Raw genomic sequence first — 16,556 nt, 5'->3', positions numbered from 1 at the left:
AGAGATCTGGTCAAAAGTGTTCTGGTCGTTAAATCCAGGAATGGCGAGCAGGCAAAGTGCCGTTCAAGTGATAGGTGCCGATCGCGTGATACTTCCAGCGCACCGGGTCGTGCAGGGTGTGCACGCGGGCATTGCGCCAGTGGCGATCGAGGTTGAATTCGGCGAGGGTCGCGCGGCTGCCGGCCAGTTCGAAGAGCTTTTCGCTGGCCAGCAGCGAGATCTCGGTAGTCAGCACTTTGGCTTCGGCCACTGCGATCGAGGCACGGGCGGCGGACTCGGCAGTGAGTGGCGCGGCGTTGACCTGATCGAGCACTTGCCCGGCCTTGCGCAGCAGCGCTTCGGCGGCGTGCAGTTCGATTTTCAGTTTGCCGATATCAGCGATCACATACAGATCGTCGCTGGCCCGTTCGACATTGGCGTCGATCCAGGGCCGGGCGCGGGTTTTTACGAATTCGATGGCGTCGTCGATGGCGCCACGAGCGATGCCGGCGTCGATGGCGGCTTGAATCAGTTGTGACACGGCGCCTTGGATGTTTGGCTGATCATTGATCTTCCAGTTATCCACCACCAGCTCGGCATCGACGCGCACGTTGTTGAGCAGAATCGTGCCGCTGGCGGTGGTGCGCTGACCGAAGCCCGACCAATCATCCACGATGCGCAATCCCGGCGTGCCGCGACGGACGAAGGCCAGCACTTGCTTGCCGTCGTCGTTCAGCGCCTTGACCGCCACCCAGTGGGCGAACAGGGCTCCAGTGGAGTAAAACTTCTGGCCGTTGATGACGAAGCCGTCACCATCGGCGGTGATACGTGCCTTGAGTTCCAGGGTGTTTTTGGTGCCCCGTTCCGGCCCGGCATTGCCGATGCGCCAGCCTTCGAGCACGCTTTTGAACAGCTGTTTTTTCTGCGCCTCGGTGGCGCTGCCGAGCACCAGGTTGAGAATGCCGAACTGGTTCTGCGGGATCTGTCCCAGCGCCGGGTCGGCCGCGGAAATGATCGCGAAGACTTCCGCCAGGGTGACGAATGAAACCTGCGGGCCGCCGTATTCGCGCGGGATGGAAATGCTGCCTAATCCGCTGCGGGTGAACTGTTCGATTTCCGACCACGGCAACTTGCGCTGGCGGTCACGTTTGGCGGCTTGCAGGCGGGCGATTTGCGCCAGCTCATGGGCGGCCTTGATGGCTTGTGCGTCGTTGCGCAAAACCTGCGCTGGCAACAACAACGGGGCGATGTCCAGATCACTCTGAACGATTGCATCTGCCAGACTGGACATCAGTGCCGCTCCTTGGCTGCACGCAATGCCCTGGCGATCTGCACTGGGGTGATTGTGTTCCGGACCATACCTACCTCACATCTCATGGGGTCGCCGCTCTCTGTGCGGCGAACGAAAAACAAGAATGTCCGGTGGTCCGGTGCATATACCCTAAGCGTGTATAAAAATTAAATAAACTAACTTTTAGGAATATGCATAGAAGGGTGTTTGCGCCCACTGTTGGTGGAGCAACACTTGCTCTCGTAGCAGCAGGCGAGGCCAGCTGCTACAAGGGATTTCAGCGTTTTCGGGGCTCTGCGGCCATGAGCATTTCTTTCGGCCGAACCTTCAAATACGGATTGGCGCAGCCGATCCTCAGCCTGCGCGGCGGCGCCCAACCGGAGTTGTTGCCGACTCGATCGAGGATGCAGTACGTCACTTCCAGCCGAAGGTCTTCGCCGGCTTCGAGAATAATTGCCGGCGGCACCCAGACCTGAATGGGCTGGCCCACCTCGCCAGCCTTGATCCGTGGCAAATCCATTCGCGCATCGCCCCAGCGCAAGGTGATTTCGTCGTCGGTGGCCATGTTCAGGTAAGGCTCGATGGTCAGTGGAACGCCGCGCTTGATCTGGTTCGGGTTGACCCCCTGGCGGCGAATGGTTTCGGGTATGCCCACTGGCGCCAGGTGCTCGTTTTCATGACCACACAGGGTGAGCGACTGACCGCCCGGGCAATCGAGCTTGATCTCTACCCAAGCGGCGAGCGACACCGCCGGCCCCTGGCCGACCTGCATGACGCGGTAGTGGATGCGCGAAGCGCCGTTGGCAATGAAGCTCTGCGGTACACGCAGACTGATGGCTTTGCCGACATCCTCGGCAGTCAGCACACGGGATGCCACGTAGCAGTGGTCCCAGAACAGTTCGATCAGGTCGCCGTCGTCCATGCCGGGGTAGGGCGCCACGTCGACCAGCAGATAGGCGGCCGAGGTGACATTGATGCCGGCCTTGTGTGATTGCGCCAGGGTAGGGGCCGCAAGTCCGGATGTATTCGAGGTGCTTGTCATGGGTTTCTCCTTGAAGCCTTGCAGCGAAGTTCCGTTTCTGAAAGATCAAAAGGCGAGCATTACCCAGCAACAAAACAGCTCATTATTTTCAAGTTAAATAATGATTGAGTGCAAAGGTTGGCGCCTGCTGGCAACTAGATAAGAGTGCGCTTGAAGAGGTGTCAATAGAGCTGGCTAGTTAAGTTGTTGATTAACTGTTATTCAGAAGTTTCCTACGTGTTGAAGTTAATAAGCTGCACTGTCCTGTCGAACATGCCCTTAATTTATGGAGGGTATAGCGTGTGTTGTCACCAACGGTCGTTCGCTGAGTGGCGTTGGTTTTGGCGGATTTTAGGCGAAATGATTTTGTTGCAGGACATATATATGTACCGCACAGCGAATCGAATAATTATCTAAAGTACCAGCGGAGTAGTAAGAAAGAGGGGGGTTGTTGGTAGATAGTTGTCACTTCCATCCATGGAAGTTAACAAGTAGTGAGGCGATGATTCAAGAGTGCGCGTTATTCAGGAACTTGCTGAGGAACTGCTTCGTGCGCTCTTCTTTCGGATTGGCAAACAGCGCCTTGGCTTCGCCTTGCTCGACGATCACACCTTTGTCGAAAAACACCACACGGTTCGCCACGTCCCGGGCAAAGCCCATTTCGTGGGTGACAATGACCATGGTGCGTTTTTCTTCCGCCAGACTGCGAATGGTCGACAGTACTTCCCCTACCAGCTCGGGATCGAGCGCAGAAGTGGGCTCGTCGAACAGAATCACTTCCGGTTCCATCGCCAGTGCGCGGGCAATCGCCACACGCTGTTGCTGGCCACCGGAAAGGCGTCGCGGGTAAGCGTCTTCCTTGCCTGCCAGACCCACCCGGGCCAAGAGCTTTCTACCCAGGGCAACGGCTTCGGCGTGCGGGATCTTCTTCACGATGATCGGGCCTTCGATGACGTTTTCCAGGGCGGTGCGATGCGGAAACAAGTTGAAGTTCTGAAACACGAAGCCCACATGCTGACGCAAGCGTCGCACCAGGCTCTGCTGCTGGTTCAGTGGACGGCTGCCATCGATCTCGATGTCACCGACCTTGATCCGGCCGCTCGTGGGTTCTTCCAGAAAATTCAGGCAGCGCAGGAAAGTGGTTTTGCCCGAGCCGCTAGGGCCGATGATTGCCACCACCTCGCCTTCCTTCACCTGCAAATCGATGCCGTTAAGCACGACTTGACCCTTGAACTGCTTTGTCAGTTTTTCCACGACAATCATGGGGTCAGGACTCCTGGTCGTGCCGATTGACCCGCGCTTCCAGCGTGTTCTGCAGGTGCGAGAGCACCGTGGCCAGAACCCAGTAGATCAGCGCGGCGGCAAGATACATGGTGAAAATTTCAAAGGTGCGCGCGGTAATCAGCTGCGCCTGACGGAACAGTTCCGGCACCTGGATCGTGGCGGCCAGCGCGGTGTCCTTGACCAGCGAAATAAAGCTGTTGCCCAACGGCGGCAAGGCAGTGCGCATCGCTTGCGGCAGGATAGCCCGACGCAGGGTCTGCGCACGGGTCATGCCGATACTCGCGGCAGCTTCCCACTGGCCACGTTCGATGGAGCTGATCGCGGCACGCAGGATTTCACAGGCATAGGCGGCCATGTTCAGCGAGAAGCCGATCAGGGCCGCTGGCAGCGGATCAAGTTCGATGCCCAATTGCGGCAAGCCGTAATAGATCACGAACAGCTGCACCAGCAACGGCGTGCCGCGAAAGAACGACACGTAGATGCGGGCGATCCAGCTCACCAGTTTGAAGCGCGACAGGCGCATCAATGCCAGGCCAAACCCCATCAGCAGGCCGAAAAACATGCCGCCAAGGCTCAAGATGACCGTGTAGTACGCGCCCTTCAGCAAGAAGGGCGCGGAGTCCAGAGCAAGTTGGAAAGCTTCTTCCATTATTTGGTGACGTCAGCGCTGAAGTATTTTTCCGAAAGCTTTTTCAGCGTGCCATCGGCGCGCAGCTTGTCGATGGCTTTGTTCACCGCAGCCAGCAGCTCAGGCTCGCCTTTGCGCAGGGCAACGCCGGCTTCCTGGCGGGAGAACGCTTCGCCTGCGGCGGTAGTGTCCTTGGCCTTCTTGGCGTATTCCAGCGCGGCGAGACGGTCGATCAGAATGGCGTCGGTGCGACCGTTACGCAGGTCTGCGAACTTGCTCGGATCATCTTCGTAGGTGCGCACGTCAGCGGTCGGCACGTTGGCTTTCACCCACTGTTCGTAGTTGGTGCCCAGGCCCACGCCGACTTTCTTGCCACCCAAGTCGGCGGCAGTCTTGATGTTCAGCTCCGCAGCCTTCTTGGTCAGCACCAGCGCCTGAATACCGGAAACGGTGTAGGGCTCGGAGAAGTCATACTTCTTCTTGCGCTCTTCGGTGATGGTCACCTGGTTGATCACTGCGTCCAGACGCTTGGATTCCAGCGCCGCGAGGATGCCGTCCCATTTGGTCGGTTGCAGTTTGACCTTCACGCCCAACTCTTTGGCCAGGGCTTCGGAGAACTCGACTTCGAAACCGGTCAGTTTGCCGTCGGCGTCAACGAAGCTGAAGGGTGGGTAAGTGCCTTCCAGACCGACGTTGATCACGCCTGCGTCCTTGATTTTTTGCAGCTGCTCACCGGCAACCGCTTGACCCAGCAGGCCTGCGCTCAGCGCCAAGCCCAGCGAACCGACCAGCAGATTTCGACGTAGTGCGGAAAAATTCATGACAAGCCCCTGTGTTTTCTTATGAAGACGCTTTTAGGAATGTTGGCAAAATCGGGATTTGGACGACTGCAATATCCTGCCCTAAAGCAGCGTATGCGTCTCGCTGCAAATTCGCCTGCGGCGTGACTATATGATGGCGCTTTTAGATAGGAAAATAATAAATATAATCTTTGTTATTCTTTTTAGAACTAAGCGATCATTCTCACGCAGAGCGTGGGAACGATCACTACAGAAAATCCTTATAGGCAAACAACGCCGGCGCCCCACCGGTGTGCAAGAAGATGATCGGGCCTTCGTTGAAGCGTTGACGACCGATACCGTCAAGCAACCCGGCCATGGCCTTGCCGGTATACACCGGGTCCAGCAACAGACCTTCCTGACTTGCCAACAGTTTCAACGCTGACAACGTCCCGGCATTCGGTTCGCCGTAACGCGGGCCGAAATACTCGTCCCACAATTCGATTTTGAAACTGGCCGGCAAGCTCACACCCAAAAGCTCAGCCGTGCGTTCGGCCAGACCTTGGACTTTCGGCCGCTGATCTTCATCGCTACGGGAAACCGTGACGCCAATCACTGGCAAATCCGGCAGTGCTTCACTCAACGCCAGCGCCAGGCCACTGTGTGTGCCGGCGCTGCCGGAAGCCAGCACCACGGCAGCGAATGACAGGCCGGTGTCCTTGATCTGTTCGGCCAGTTCCAGCCCGGCGCGCACATAACCCAAAGCGCCCAATGCATTGGAGCCACCAATCGGCACCAGGTACGGCTTCTTGCCGTTGTTGCGCAGACGGTCGGCCAGGGCCTGCAATTGCTCGTCGGCGTTGTCGAGGTTTTCAACCAGTTCGACCTTGGTATCGAACAGGTCCAGCAACAGCCGATTGCCGTTGCCGACATAGTTGGCGTCGTCGGTGCCCAACGGGTTTTCCAGCAGCGCTACACAACTCAGGCCGAGCTTGGCGGCAATGGCGGCGGTCTGGCGTACGTGGTTGGACTGCAGCGCGCCGGCGGTGATCAAGGTGTCGGCGCCCTGGGCCAGGGCATCGGCTGCCAGGTATTCGAGTTTGCGCAGCTTGTTGCCGCCCATTGCCAGGGGCGTCAGATCGTCGCGTTTGACGTACACGTCGCGGCCCAGCCAGGTCGAGAGGCGTTCGAGTTTTTCCAGAGGGGTCGGGTGGCCGAGCAAGTCGAGGCGGTCAAAACGGTCGAGCTGTTGTTTGATCATGGTTCCATACTGGCGGAGAAAGGTCTCAGGACTATAGGCACGCCCCCAAGCGTGGGCAACTGCCAATCACTTATATCCAAAAGTGCTGACCACAGCATAATCGGTTCTTAATTCGGCTTCCGGACCTTGCCGTAAAGTAATCGCCGTCAGCGCGGCCAGACAGTCCGGCCGCCCATGAGGAGTTTCAACCGTGAGCGAGCGTTCCAGCCATTGGCAATTGCAGACCATCGTCAGCCAACTGCGCACAGCGCGCGACCAGTGGCGCGCACAAAACGGCCGTGCCAGCGGCGAGCAGGGCGGTCGCGAATTGCCTTCCCGAGCGGCCATGGCGGAAATTCTCGAAGCATTGTGCGGCGCGCTATTCCCGATGCGCCTTGGCCCGGTGGACTTGCGTGAGGAAAGTGAAGACTTCTACGTCGGTCATACGCTGGACGTCGCATTGAATGCGTTGCTGGCCCAAGCCCGGCTCGAACTGCGTTACGCCGCGCGCCACAGTGCCCAGGCCGACACTGAGGTCGAGGCCAAGACCATTCAGATCATTCAGGACTTCGCCCTCGCGCTTCCAGGCCTGCGCAGTTTGTTGGACACCGACGTGCTGGCGGCCTATCACGGCGACCCCGCGGCTCGCAGCGTCGATGAAGTATTGCTGTGCTATCCCGGAATTCTGGCGGTTATTCACCATCGCCTGGCCCACCATTTGTACCGCGCGGGGCTGCCGTTGCTGGCGCGTATCAGTGCGGAAATCGCGCACTCGGCCACCGGTATCGACATCCACCCGGGCGCGCAGATCGGTCGCAGCTTCTTCATCGATCACGGGACGGGCGTGGTGATCGGCGAGACCGCGATCATTGGTGAGCGGGTGCGGATTTATCAGGCCGTGACGCTGGGTGCCAAGCGATTCCCATCGGATGAAGACGGGCAGTTGCAGAAGGGGCACCCGCGGCATCCGATTGTCGAGGATGACGTGGTGATCTATGCCGGCGCGACGATTCTTGGGCGCATCACCATCGGCAAGGGCTCGACCATTGGCGGCAACGTCTGGCTGACCCGTAGCGTGCCGCCGGGGTGCAACCTGACGCAGGCGAATCTGCAGCATGATGACGGGACGCAGAAGTAAGGCCCCGGCTTTTTGGTGACAGATAAACAATCTTCGCTGGTTGTAGGAGCTGTCGAGTGAAACGAGGCTGCGATCTTTTGACTTTAGGTTTTGTGGGATTTTTGAAAAGATCGCAGCCTCGTTTCACTCGACAGCTCCTACAAAATCCCCCAAACCCCGCGTCATACCCATCCTTGAGCTAGCGTACAGAACGTACCGCCGAGCCTTGCGATTAGTCCTTAGCACCCTATTTATGTTTAACTTGAACGCTCATTCAAGTTAAACCGCCGGTTTGCTGCCCGCTCACAACAGGAGGCTTGCCTTTGCCGAGTCCGTTATTGATTGCCCTGATTCACCCCCTTGAGGTGCACCTTTCATGAGTGCATCGCCCACCCCCGCCAGCGGTCAGGTCCGCATGAATCCGCCGGTATTTTACTTCGCGGCAACGTTCATCCTGCTATTTGGCATCGTTGTTATCGCCATGCCTGAACAGGCCGGCGCCTGGCTTCTGCAAGCGCAAAACTGGGCGGCCAATACGGTCGGCTGGTATTACATGCTCGCGATGACGCTGTATCTGGTCTTCGTGGTGGTCACCGCCTTGTCCGGCTACGGCAAGATCAAGCTCGGTGCCGACCACGACGAGCCCGAGTTCAGCTACCTGTCCTGGGCCGGCATGCTGTTTGCCGCCGGGATCAGCATCACGCTGTTCTTCTTTTGTGTGTCCGAACCGCTGACGCACCTGGCGCAACCGCCGCAAGGCGAGGCTGGTACGGCGGATGCGGCGCGTCAGGCGATGCAGATTCTGTTTCTGCACTGGGGTCTGCATGGCTGGGGCGTGTTCGCCTTCGTCGGCATGGCGCTGGCCTACTTCGCCTACCGTCACAACTTGCCGCTGGCCCTGCGTTCCGCGCTCTATCCCCTGATCGGCAAACGTATCAACGGCCCCATCGGTTATGCGGTGGATGGCTTCGGCATCATCGCCACGGTGTTCGGCCTCGGCGCCGACATGGGCTTTGGCGTGTTGCACCTCAACTCAGGGCTCGACTACCTGTTCGGCATCGCTCACACCCAGTGGATTCAGGTTGGCTTGATCACGCTGATGATGGGCGCGGCGATCATCGTCGCGGTCTCCGGCGTCGACAAAGGCGTGCGGGTGATGTCCGACATCAACATGCTGCTGGCCTGTGCGCTGCTGCTGTTCGTGTTGTTTGCCGGCCCGACTCAGCACCTGCTCAACACGTTGATCCAGAACATCGGTGACTACCTCGGCGCTTTGCCGATGAAGAGTTTCGATCTTTACGCCTACGACAAACCGAGTGACTGGCTGGGCGGCTGGACGGTGTTTTATTGGGCCTGGTGGATTGCATGGTCGCCGTTCGTGGGCCTGTTCATCGCACGGATTTCCCGTGGCCGGACCATCCGCGAATTCGTCTTTGGCGTGCTGTTGATTCCGCTCGGTTTCACCCTGGCGTGGATGTCGATCTTCGGCAACAGCGCCATCGACCAGGTCCTTAACCACGGCATGAGCGCGCTCGGTATGTCGGCCATCGACAACCCGTCGATGACGCTTTACCTGCTGCTGGAAACCTACCCGTGGAGTAAAACCGTCATCGCGGTCACGGTGTTCATCAGCTTCGTGTTCTTCGTCACCTCAGCCGACTCCGGCACCGTGGTGCTGTCGACGCTGTCCGCCAAAGGCGGAAGTCCTGACGAAGACGGGCCGAAATGGCTGCGAGTTTTCTGGGGCGCAATGACCGCGCTGGTGACCAGTGCGCTGCTGTTTTCCGGCAGCATCGATGCGCTGAAGTCAGCGGTGGTGCTGACGTCGTTGCCGTTCTCGTTGATTTTGCTGCTGATGATGTGGGGGCTGCACAAGGCGTTTTACCTGGAATCGCAGAAGCAGATCGCGCAACTGCATTCCCTGGCGCCGGTGTCCGGCTCGCGACGTGGCGGCTGGCGTCAGCGCTTGACTCAGGCTGTGCATTTCCCGTCTCGCGATGAGGTCTATCGCTTCCTCGATTCGACGGTGCGCCCGGCCATTGAAGAAGTCTCGGCGGTGTTCGTCGAGAAGGGTTTGAACGTGGTCACTCAACCGGACGCGGCCAACGACAATGTCAGCCTGGAAATCGGTCACGGCGAGGAACATCCGTTTATCTATCAGGCGCAGATGCGCGGGTATTTCACGCCGTCGTTTGCCCGTGCGGGCATGGGCTCCAAGGAGCTCAACAACCGCCGTTATTACCGGGCTGAAGTGCATTTGAGCGAGGGCAGTCAGGATTACGATCTGGTGGGCTACACCAAGGAGCAGATCATCAACGACATCCTTGACCAGTACGAACGGCATTTGCAGTTCTTGCATCTGGTGCGCTGATCGAGTGCCGGTGGCACTCACGCTTCAGTGCTGAGCACCATGAACAGCACCAGCGCCGCCACCGGTACACCGAACACGGCGCTGCCGACCACCAGTTCCGTGCTCAACGGTTGGCCGGTATGGACCATGCCGACCGCGCCGTTGATCAGCGTCAGCGCCAGCCACAGCGCCACAAAGCTGTAGGCCAGGGTCTGGCGGCTGAAGCCGATTTTCTCGCCGATGAACAGCATCAGCGTCAGGAGAATCAGGCCGAAGGTGATGATGATCGTGGTGTGCATGGTGCGTGTTCTCCCTTCAGATGTGTGCTGCCCTCTAGATCGCCTTCGCGGGCAAGCCCGCTCCCACAGGGCTCTCGGTGATGCTCGCGATTGGGGTCACTGCGGTATCAGTTTGAGCATAGTTAAACCAACCCGCCATTCACCCGCAGAATCTGTCCATTGACCCAAGCCGAATCAGGGCCGACCAGGAAGGACACAACCCGAGCGATATCTTCCGGCTGACCCAGACGCTCCAGCGGCGGCATCTTGGCGAAGGTCTGAATCTGTTCTTCACTCTTGCCGTGCAAAAACAACTCGGTAGCAACCGGCCCCGGCGCCACGGCGTTGACCGTTATGTTGCGTCCGCGCATTTCCTTGGCGAAGACCTGGGTCAGCGATTCCACCGCCGCTTTGCTGGCGATGTACACCGCGTAACCTGGCAGGTTCATGCCGACCGTGCTGCTGGAAAAGTTGACGATCCGCCCGCCGCTGTTCAACCGCGTCGCCGCTTCACGCAAGGTATTGAAAGTGCCCCGAGCGTGGATGTTGAAGGTCTGGTCGAACAGCTCATCGGTGTGCTGCGCCAACGGCATCACTTTGAGAATGCCGGCGTTGTTGATCAGCACATCGACCTTGCCCAGTTGTGCTTCGGTCTCGTCGAACATCCGGCGCACGTCATCGGCATTGGCCACGTCAGCCTTGATCGCTATGGCTTGATGCCCGGCCTGTCGCAACTCCACCACCAGCTTGGAGGCTTCTGTGGCGCTGTTTGCATAGTTGATGGCAACGGCGAAGCCTTCGCTGGCCAGTTGTCTGGCGATCACAGCGCCGATGCCGCGGGAGGCGCCGGTCACGATGGCAACTTTCTGAGTAGTCATGGCGTTGATTCCTGATGGGGAGGGTTGGTGTGAAGCCAGATTCACATGTTTACTCAAGCCGATAAATGCCCGAGAGTTGCCTTGACTGTTCAATAATTGCCAACAATCGCGCGTCAGGAGCCAAACATGGATCAAGTCAAAGCGATGAAGGTTTTTGTGCGGATCTATGAGCGCAGCAGCTTCACCCTGGCGGCCGATGACCTGAACCTGCCACGGGCGACCCTGACCCACACGCTGAATCAATTCGAGGCCTGGCTCGGCACGCGGTTGCTGGAGCGTAGTACGCGCAAGGTGCGCCCGACGCTGGATGGCGAGGCGTACTACCTGCGTTGCGTGCAGTTGCTGGCGGAGCTGGAAGAAGCCGAGTTGGCGTTTCGTGGCTGCGCCCCCAAAGGCCGGTTGCGTGTCGACCTGCACGGCACGCTGGCCAGGCATTTCGTGATTCCCGCATTACCGCAGTTCATGGCGCGTTACCCGGACATCGAACTGTCCATCAGTGAGAGCGACCGTTTCGTCGACCTGATCGCTGAAGGCGTGGACTGTGTGTTGCGCGCCGGCACGCTGAGTGATTCGGCGCTGATCGGAAAACGCATCGCCAACCTGCGCCAAATCACCTGCGCCAGCCCCGCTTACCTGCGCAAATACGGCGAACCCAAACACCTCGACGACCTGAAGCATCACCGCGCCGTGAACTACGTCTCGCGCACCACCGCCAAGCAGTTTCCGTTTGAATTCATGGTCGACGGCCAGCTGAAAGAAGTCGGCATCGACGGTGCGCTTTCAGTGTTCGGCGCAGAAATTTACGCCGCATCGGCGATCGCCGGGCTCGGCTTGATCCAGTGCCCGCATTACCGAATGGAGGCGCAGATTGCCCAAGGGCTGGTGCAGGAAATCCTCACCGATACACCACCCCCGACGATGCCGGTTTCAGTGCTGTACCCCCACAACCGACACATGTCGCCACGGGTTCGGGTGTTTGTGGATTGGTTGGGGGAGGTGTTTGCGGGGGCCAGCTAGCCGCCTGTCTGGGGGCGGCATAGCTCTGGGTCGGAACGGTTAATATTTATCAGGGTGTGTATGGTGTGTATAAAAAATATTTTCGTCGCGTAGTGTGCGCAGCTGATGCTGCCCACAAGGACGAAGGTGATGCGAAGTCGGGAAATGATCAGGATGATCGAGGAGGATGGTTGGTATCTGGTGGCGGTGAAAGGTAGCCACCACCAGTACAAGCATCCGACTAAAACTGGGAGGGTGACGGTAAAGCACCCTGACTCGGATCTTCCAAAAGGGACGATCAACAGCATATTGAAACAGGCGGGTCTGAAATGAGGCCCGACATCGGAAACGAGAGCCTCGAAGAGGCCATATCACAGGAAGGGCTCACCGAAATGAAATTCCCGGTCGTTCTGCACAAGGATGCCGACTCAGAATATGGAGTGATTATCCCGGACGTGCCGGGATGCTTCTCTGCGGGCGTTACTGTGGCTCAGGCATTTGAAAACGTAAAAGAAGCGTTGGCTTTGCATTACGAAGGCCTGGTCGCCGATGGTGATCCACTGCCCCAAGTGCGAGAGATAGATGCTCATCTAGACAATCCTGATTACGCCGGAGGTGTATGGGGTGTGGTCGAGTTTGATATCACGCCTTATTTCGGCAAGTCAGTGCGCTTCAATGCCACGCTTCCTGAGCAGTTGCTCGAGCGTATAGACCAGACGGTCAGACGAGATCAGCGATACAGTTCAAGGTCCGGCTTTTTAGCGGCTGCCGCGTTGCGTGAGTTGTCAGCGTAAGCGCGTAATGGATGGCGGTGTTATCAACGGGCCAGATTTAAAATCTGTGAAACGTTTCAGCATTTTCTCGAGTCCGAGGTTTATCGGCGTTTGTCTGGGCGTATGCTGGGCAACTTGCGAAGCAGTCGATACCAATTTCAAGACGGACAAGAGAGGATTCGATGACTTATACCGCTGCCGAAAACCGCTATGACTCCATCCCATACCGCCGCGTAGGCCGCAGCGGTCTGGTGCTGCCGGCGCTGTCGCTGGGCTTGTGGCACAACTTCGGCGACAGCACGCCGATCGACACTCAGCGCTCGCTGTTGCGCACAGCGTTCGATCTGGGCATCAACCATTTCGACCTGGCCAACAACTACGGTCCTCCGTACGGCAGCGCCGAGATCAATTTTGGTCGTTTGCTGCGTGAGGATTTCAAGCAGTACCGCGATGAGTTGATCATCTCCAGCAAGGCTGGTTGGGACATGTGGCCCGGTCCTTACGGGCAGGGCGGTGGTTCCCGCAAATACGTACTGGCCAGCCTCGATCAGAGCCTGCAACGCCTGGGCCTGGACTACGTGGATATTTTCTATTCGCACCGTTTCGACCCGGACACCCCGCTGGAAGAAACCGCCAGCGCACTGGCAACTGCGGTGCAGCAGGGCAAAGCGCTGTACATCGGTATCTCGTCGTATTCCGGGGTGAAAACCCGTGAGATGGCCGCGTTGTTGAAAGAGTGGAAAGTGCCGTTGCTGATTCACCAACCGGCGTACAACCTGCTCAATCGCTGGGTTGAAAAGGATCTGCTGGAGGTCACCGACGAACTGGGCGCTGGTGTGATTGCTTTCACGCCATTGGCGCAGGGGCTGTTGACCGACAAATACCTCAACGGCATTCCGAAGGATGCACGGGTCAATCGTCCGGGCGGTGGTTCGTTGCAGGAATCTCATCTGTCCGAAGCCAACATCGCTCATGTGCGCGGGCTCAATGAAATCGCCAAGCGTCGCGGCCAGAGCCTGGCGCAACTGGCGTTGGCGTGGACCCTGCGCGATCCGCGCGTGACCTCGGCGCTGATCGGCGCAAGCCGGCCGGAGCAGATTATCGAGAACGTCGGGGCGTTGAAGAATTTGAGCTTCAGCGCAGAGGAACTGGCGGAGATTGACCGGTATGCCCAAGAGGGCGGGATCAACCTTTGGGAGAAGCCTTCGACGGCAGAGTAAGTGTTCGGCGCTGGATTTTCCGGCGCCTGCAACATCGCTTCGCGGGCAAGCCCGCTCCCACAAGGTTCTGGGTTGGATGCAAAAAACTGCGTCCACTGAAGATTCCTGTGGGAGCGGGCTTGCCCGCGAAGGGGCCATCAAAGTCAGTACAAGTATTAGCGGATCACCGGAAAAACGGTGCATCCCCCAACACCGTTGCCCGCTGCATCACCCGCCGTGCCGGTCGGTAATCATCCACGGCGTAATGCTGTGTCACGCGGTTATCCCAGAACGCGATGTCGTCTTTCTGCCAGCGCCAGCGAACGGTGAATTCTGGCCGTGTGGTGTGGGCAAACAAAAACTTCAGAATCGCCTCGCTTTCGGTCTCAGACAGCTCGTTGATCTTCGATGTGAAGCCTTCGTTGACGAACAACGACCGGCGTCCGCTCACCGGATGCGTACGAATCACCGGATGCGACAGCGGCGGATTCTTGCGGCGTGCTTCTTCCCATTGGGCCAAGGCCTCAGGTGTATTGCCATAACGCTCCAGCGGGAACGAGCGGGTGAAATCGTGTGTCGCGGTCAGTCCTTCGAGCAAGCGCTTCATTGGCGCAGACAAGGCTTCATACGCGGCAATCCCGCTGGCCCACAACGTGTCGCCGCCAAACTCCGGCAGCAGCTTGGCGCTGAGCACTGCACCCATGGCCGGGGTGGGCAGGAAGGTCACGTCGGTGTGCCAGATCGCGTTGTCGCGCACATCGGTGACGGCGGTGTCGAGGATCAGCACTTCAGGCTGTTCCGGCACGTTGGGATAGATCGGGTGAATGTGCAGGTCGCCGAAATAGGCTGCGAATCGCGCCTGTTGCTGTGGCGTGATCGGCTGGTCACGGAAGAACAGCACTTGATGCTTGAGCAGCGCCTGCTCGATGGCGTCGCGCTGCTCCAGGTTCAGTGGCTGGCTGACGTCGACGCCACTGATTTGCGCGCCGAGAGCCGTGCTGAGGGGGACGATGGTCAGGTTGCTCATGGTCTTTCTCTTCGAATTCGGAGGGTCGAGCTTTTGCGGGACCGAGCCTGCTCACTCCCACAGGGTTTTCCACATGATGATTTTTCAGTGAGCCTGGCCGTGCCACGGCACCAGTTTGCGTTGCAGCGCGCGCAGGCCCATTTCCATGGCGAAGGCGATCAGTGCGATGACCAGAATCCCCAGCACCACTACGTCGGTGACCAGGAACTGCGCGGCCGACTGCACCATGAAGCCCAAACCGCTGGTGGCTGCGATCAGCTCGGCGGCGACCAAGGTCGACCAACCCACACCCAAGCCAATCCGCACGCCGGTCAAAATGTCCGGCAAGGCGCTCGGCAAGATCACATGACGAATCAGCTGCGCTCGAGTCGCGCCCAGCGACTGCGCCGCACGCAATTTCGCCGGGTCGACCGTGCGTACGCCAGTCGCGGTCGCGATGGCAATCGGCGCGAAGATCGCCAGGTAGATCAGCAAGACTTTTGACAGCTCACCAATGCCGCACCAAATCACGATCAGCGGCAGATAAGCCAATGGCGGAATCGGGCGATAGAACTCGATCAGCGGATCGAGAATGCCGCGAGCGACTCGGTTGTGGCCGATGGCGATGCCGACCGGAACGGCGGTCAGCACGGCAAAGCCCAGGCCCAGGCCGATGCGGCTGAGGCTCGCGCCCAAGTGCTGCCACAAGGTCGAATCCATGTAGCCGGTGGTCACCAGCAGCCAGCCTTTTTGCAGCACGGCGGACGGTGGCGGCAGAAACAGCGGTTCGATCAAGCCGGTAGCGGTCACCGCCCACCACAGGGTTACAAGCGCGACCAGCGTCAATACGCTGATCCAGCGCGTGCTCAAACTACGACGAACCGGAGTCGCCGTCGAGCCCGGTTTCACCGTCACGGCCGGAATTTCATAGCTGCTCATGCGCGCTCCTGCCGCTGGGCGGCGCTGCGTTGGGAGAACACTTTGGCGAGCACGTGTTCGCGGGTTTCGATAAAGCGCGGGTCGGATTTGATCGCCCGTGCCGACTCGCCCGCCGCGTAACGCTGACCGAAATCCAGGCTCAGGCGTTCGACGATTTGCCCAGGGTTCGGTGCCAGCAGAATCAGGTCCGTGGCGAGGAACACCGCTTCTTCAATATCGTGAGTAATCAGGAACACCGGTTTGGCGGTGCGCTGCCAGACTTGCAGCAGCAGCTCTTGCATTTGTTCGCGGGTGAAGGCGTCGAGGGCGCCGAAGGGCTCGTCCATGAGCAAGACCCGAGGGTCGGCGGCGAGCGCGCGAGCGAGGCCGACACGTTGCTTCTGGCCGCCCGAGAGCTGCCAGATGCGGCGATTTTCGAAACCGGAAAGGTCCACCAGCGCGAGCATTTCCCGAGCACGGGTTTCGCGTTTGTCCCTGGACACTCCGGCCAGTTCCAGGCCGAAGCCCACATTGGCCAACACGTCCTGCCACGGCAGCAGGGCGTCGTCCTGAAACACCACGCCGCGCTCGGCGCTCGGGCCTTTGACCGGCACCCCGTCAAGGGTGATGCGCCCGGCACTGGGCTCGACGAAACCGGCGATCAGGTTCAACAGCGAAGTCTTGCCACTGCCGGACGGGCCGAGAGCTACCAGCAATTGCTGGGGCCCAAGGCTCAGGGAAATATCCGCCAGTACCGGTTCCGGACTGCCGGGGTACTGTGCGCTGATGCGCTCCAGCTGTAGCAAAGCCATCGCGGTT

At 59.0% G+C, this 16,556-nt stretch carries 17 protein-coding genes; 6 read left to right on the top strand and 11 right to left on the bottom strand.

Annotated elements, in window-relative coordinates; all coding sequences use genetic code 11:
• Positions 1-28: 28 nt before the first annotated feature.
• The 6 genes from BLQ41_RS03675 to BLQ41_RS03650 form a co-directional block, all read right to left on the bottom strand.
• On the bottom strand, positions 29-1,270 hold the full coding sequence (locus BLQ41_RS03675) for an SfnB family sulfur acquisition oxidoreductase (RefSeq protein WP_090177018.1): 1,242 nt from the start codon (positions 1,268-1,270) through the stop codon (positions 29-31).
• A gap of 277 nt (positions 1,271-1,547) precedes the next feature.
• Positions 1,548-2,312, bottom strand: coding sequence for a hypothetical protein (locus tag BLQ41_RS03670; protein WP_090177016.1), 765 nt, complete (start codon positions 2,310-2,312; stop codon positions 1,548-1,550).
• A gap of 486 nt (positions 2,313-2,798) precedes the next feature.
• On the bottom strand, positions 2,799-3,554 hold the full coding sequence (gene tcyN, locus BLQ41_RS03665; RefSeq protein WP_090177013.1) for an L-cystine ABC transporter ATP-binding protein TcyN: 756 nt from the start codon (positions 3,552-3,554) through the stop codon (positions 2,799-2,801).
• A gap of 4 nt (positions 3,555-3,558) precedes the next feature.
• The gene (gene tcyL / locus BLQ41_RS03660; protein WP_090177011.1) at positions 3,559-4,224 is read right to left on the bottom strand and encodes a cystine ABC transporter permease; all 666 of its coding nucleotides are present in this window, start codon (positions 4,222-4,224) and stop codon (positions 3,559-3,561) included.
• Positions 4,224-5,024 (bottom strand): cystine ABC transporter substrate-binding protein, encoded by an 801-nt coding sequence (gene tcyJ / locus BLQ41_RS03655; RefSeq protein WP_090177008.1) that lies wholly within the window; start codon positions 5,022-5,024, stop codon positions 4,224-4,226. The genes tcyL and tcyJ overlap by 1 nt, the downstream gene beginning before the upstream one ends.
• Positions 5,025-5,250: 226 nt before the next feature.
• Entirely contained in the window at positions 5,251-6,243 is a 993-nt protein-coding gene (locus BLQ41_RS03650; protein WP_090177006.1) for a D-cysteine desulfhydrase, read from the bottom strand.
• 190 nt (positions 6,244-6,433) lie between these two features.
• Here BLQ41_RS03650 and epsC point away from each other — a divergent pair, with 190 nt between their 5' ends.
• Both epsC and betT read left to right on the top strand, forming a co-directional pair.
• Complete coding sequence (gene epsC, locus BLQ41_RS03645; RefSeq protein ID WP_090177003.1) at positions 6,434-7,360, top strand: serine O-acetyltransferase EpsC; 927 nt, start codon at positions 6,434-6,436, stop codon at positions 7,358-7,360.
• A gap of 394 nt (positions 7,361-7,754) precedes the next feature.
• A complete protein-coding gene (betT, locus tag BLQ41_RS03640) occupies positions 7,755-9,710 on the top strand; it encodes a choline transporter BetT (RefSeq protein ID WP_167360520.1) in 1,956 nt (651 codons plus the stop codon).
• Between the two features lie 17 nt (positions 9,711-9,727).
• On the opposite strand, the gene BLQ41_RS03635 is transcribed toward betT, so the two are convergent.
• Positions 9,728-9,988 carry a hypothetical protein gene (locus BLQ41_RS03635; protein WP_090176998.1) on the bottom strand — a complete coding sequence of 87 codons (261 nt, stop codon included), beginning with the start codon at positions 9,986-9,988 and terminating at the stop codon, positions 9,728-9,730.
• A 122-nt stretch (positions 9,989-10,110) separates the two neighbouring features.
• Positions 10,111-10,845, bottom strand: coding sequence for an SDR family oxidoreductase (locus BLQ41_RS03630; protein ID WP_090176995.1), 735 nt, complete (start codon positions 10,843-10,845; stop codon positions 10,111-10,113).
• Between the two features lie 126 nt (positions 10,846-10,971).
• Here BLQ41_RS03630 and BLQ41_RS03625 point away from each other — a divergent pair, with 126 nt between their 5' ends.
• From BLQ41_RS03625 to mgrA, 4 genes are all read left to right on the top strand, one after another.
• On the top strand, positions 10,972-11,862 hold the full coding sequence (locus BLQ41_RS03625) for a LysR family transcriptional regulator (protein ID WP_090176992.1): 891 nt from the start codon (positions 10,972-10,974) through the stop codon (positions 11,860-11,862).
• A 129-nt stretch (positions 11,863-11,991) separates the two neighbouring features.
• On the top strand, positions 11,992-12,174 hold the full coding sequence (locus BLQ41_RS03620; protein WP_090176989.1) for a type II toxin-antitoxin system HicA family toxin: 183 nt from the start codon (positions 11,992-11,994) through the stop codon (positions 12,172-12,174).
• Entirely contained in the window at positions 12,171-12,635 is a 465-nt protein-coding gene (locus BLQ41_RS03615) for a type II toxin-antitoxin system HicB family antitoxin (protein WP_197678916.1), read from the top strand. The genes BLQ41_RS03620 and BLQ41_RS03615 overlap by 4 nt, the downstream gene beginning before the upstream one ends.
• Positions 12,636-12,796: 161 nt before the next feature.
• Entirely contained in the window at positions 12,797-13,834 is a 1,038-nt protein-coding gene (gene mgrA / locus BLQ41_RS03610) for an L-glyceraldehyde 3-phosphate reductase (protein WP_090176987.1), read from the top strand.
• 163 nt (positions 13,835-13,997) lie between these two features.
• Here the strand turns inward: mgrA and tauD are convergent, their stop codons facing one another.
• From tauD to tauB, 3 genes are all read right to left on the bottom strand, one after another.
• A complete protein-coding gene (tauD, locus tag BLQ41_RS03605; RefSeq protein ID WP_090176984.1) occupies positions 13,998-14,840 on the bottom strand; it encodes a taurine dioxygenase in 843 nt (280 codons plus the stop codon).
• Between the two features lie 84 nt (positions 14,841-14,924).
• Positions 14,925-15,758, bottom strand: coding sequence for a taurine ABC transporter permease TauC (tauC, locus tag BLQ41_RS03600; protein ID WP_090176981.1), 834 nt, complete (start codon positions 15,756-15,758; stop codon positions 14,925-14,927).
• Positions 15,755-16,549, bottom strand: coding sequence for a taurine ABC transporter ATP-binding subunit (tauB, locus tag BLQ41_RS03595; RefSeq protein WP_090176978.1), 795 nt, complete (start codon positions 16,547-16,549; stop codon positions 15,755-15,757). The genes tauC and tauB overlap by 4 nt, the downstream gene beginning before the upstream one ends.
• Between the last annotated feature and the right edge of the window lie 7 nt (positions 16,550-16,556).

This window comes from Pseudomonas arsenicoxydans, assembly GCF_900103875.1.
In the GTDB taxonomy this organism is placed as follows: domain Bacteria; phylum Pseudomonadota; class Gammaproteobacteria; order Pseudomonadales; family Pseudomonadaceae; genus Aquipseudomonas; species Aquipseudomonas arsenicoxydans.
This window is presented reverse-complemented; position numbering and strand designations above follow the sequence as displayed.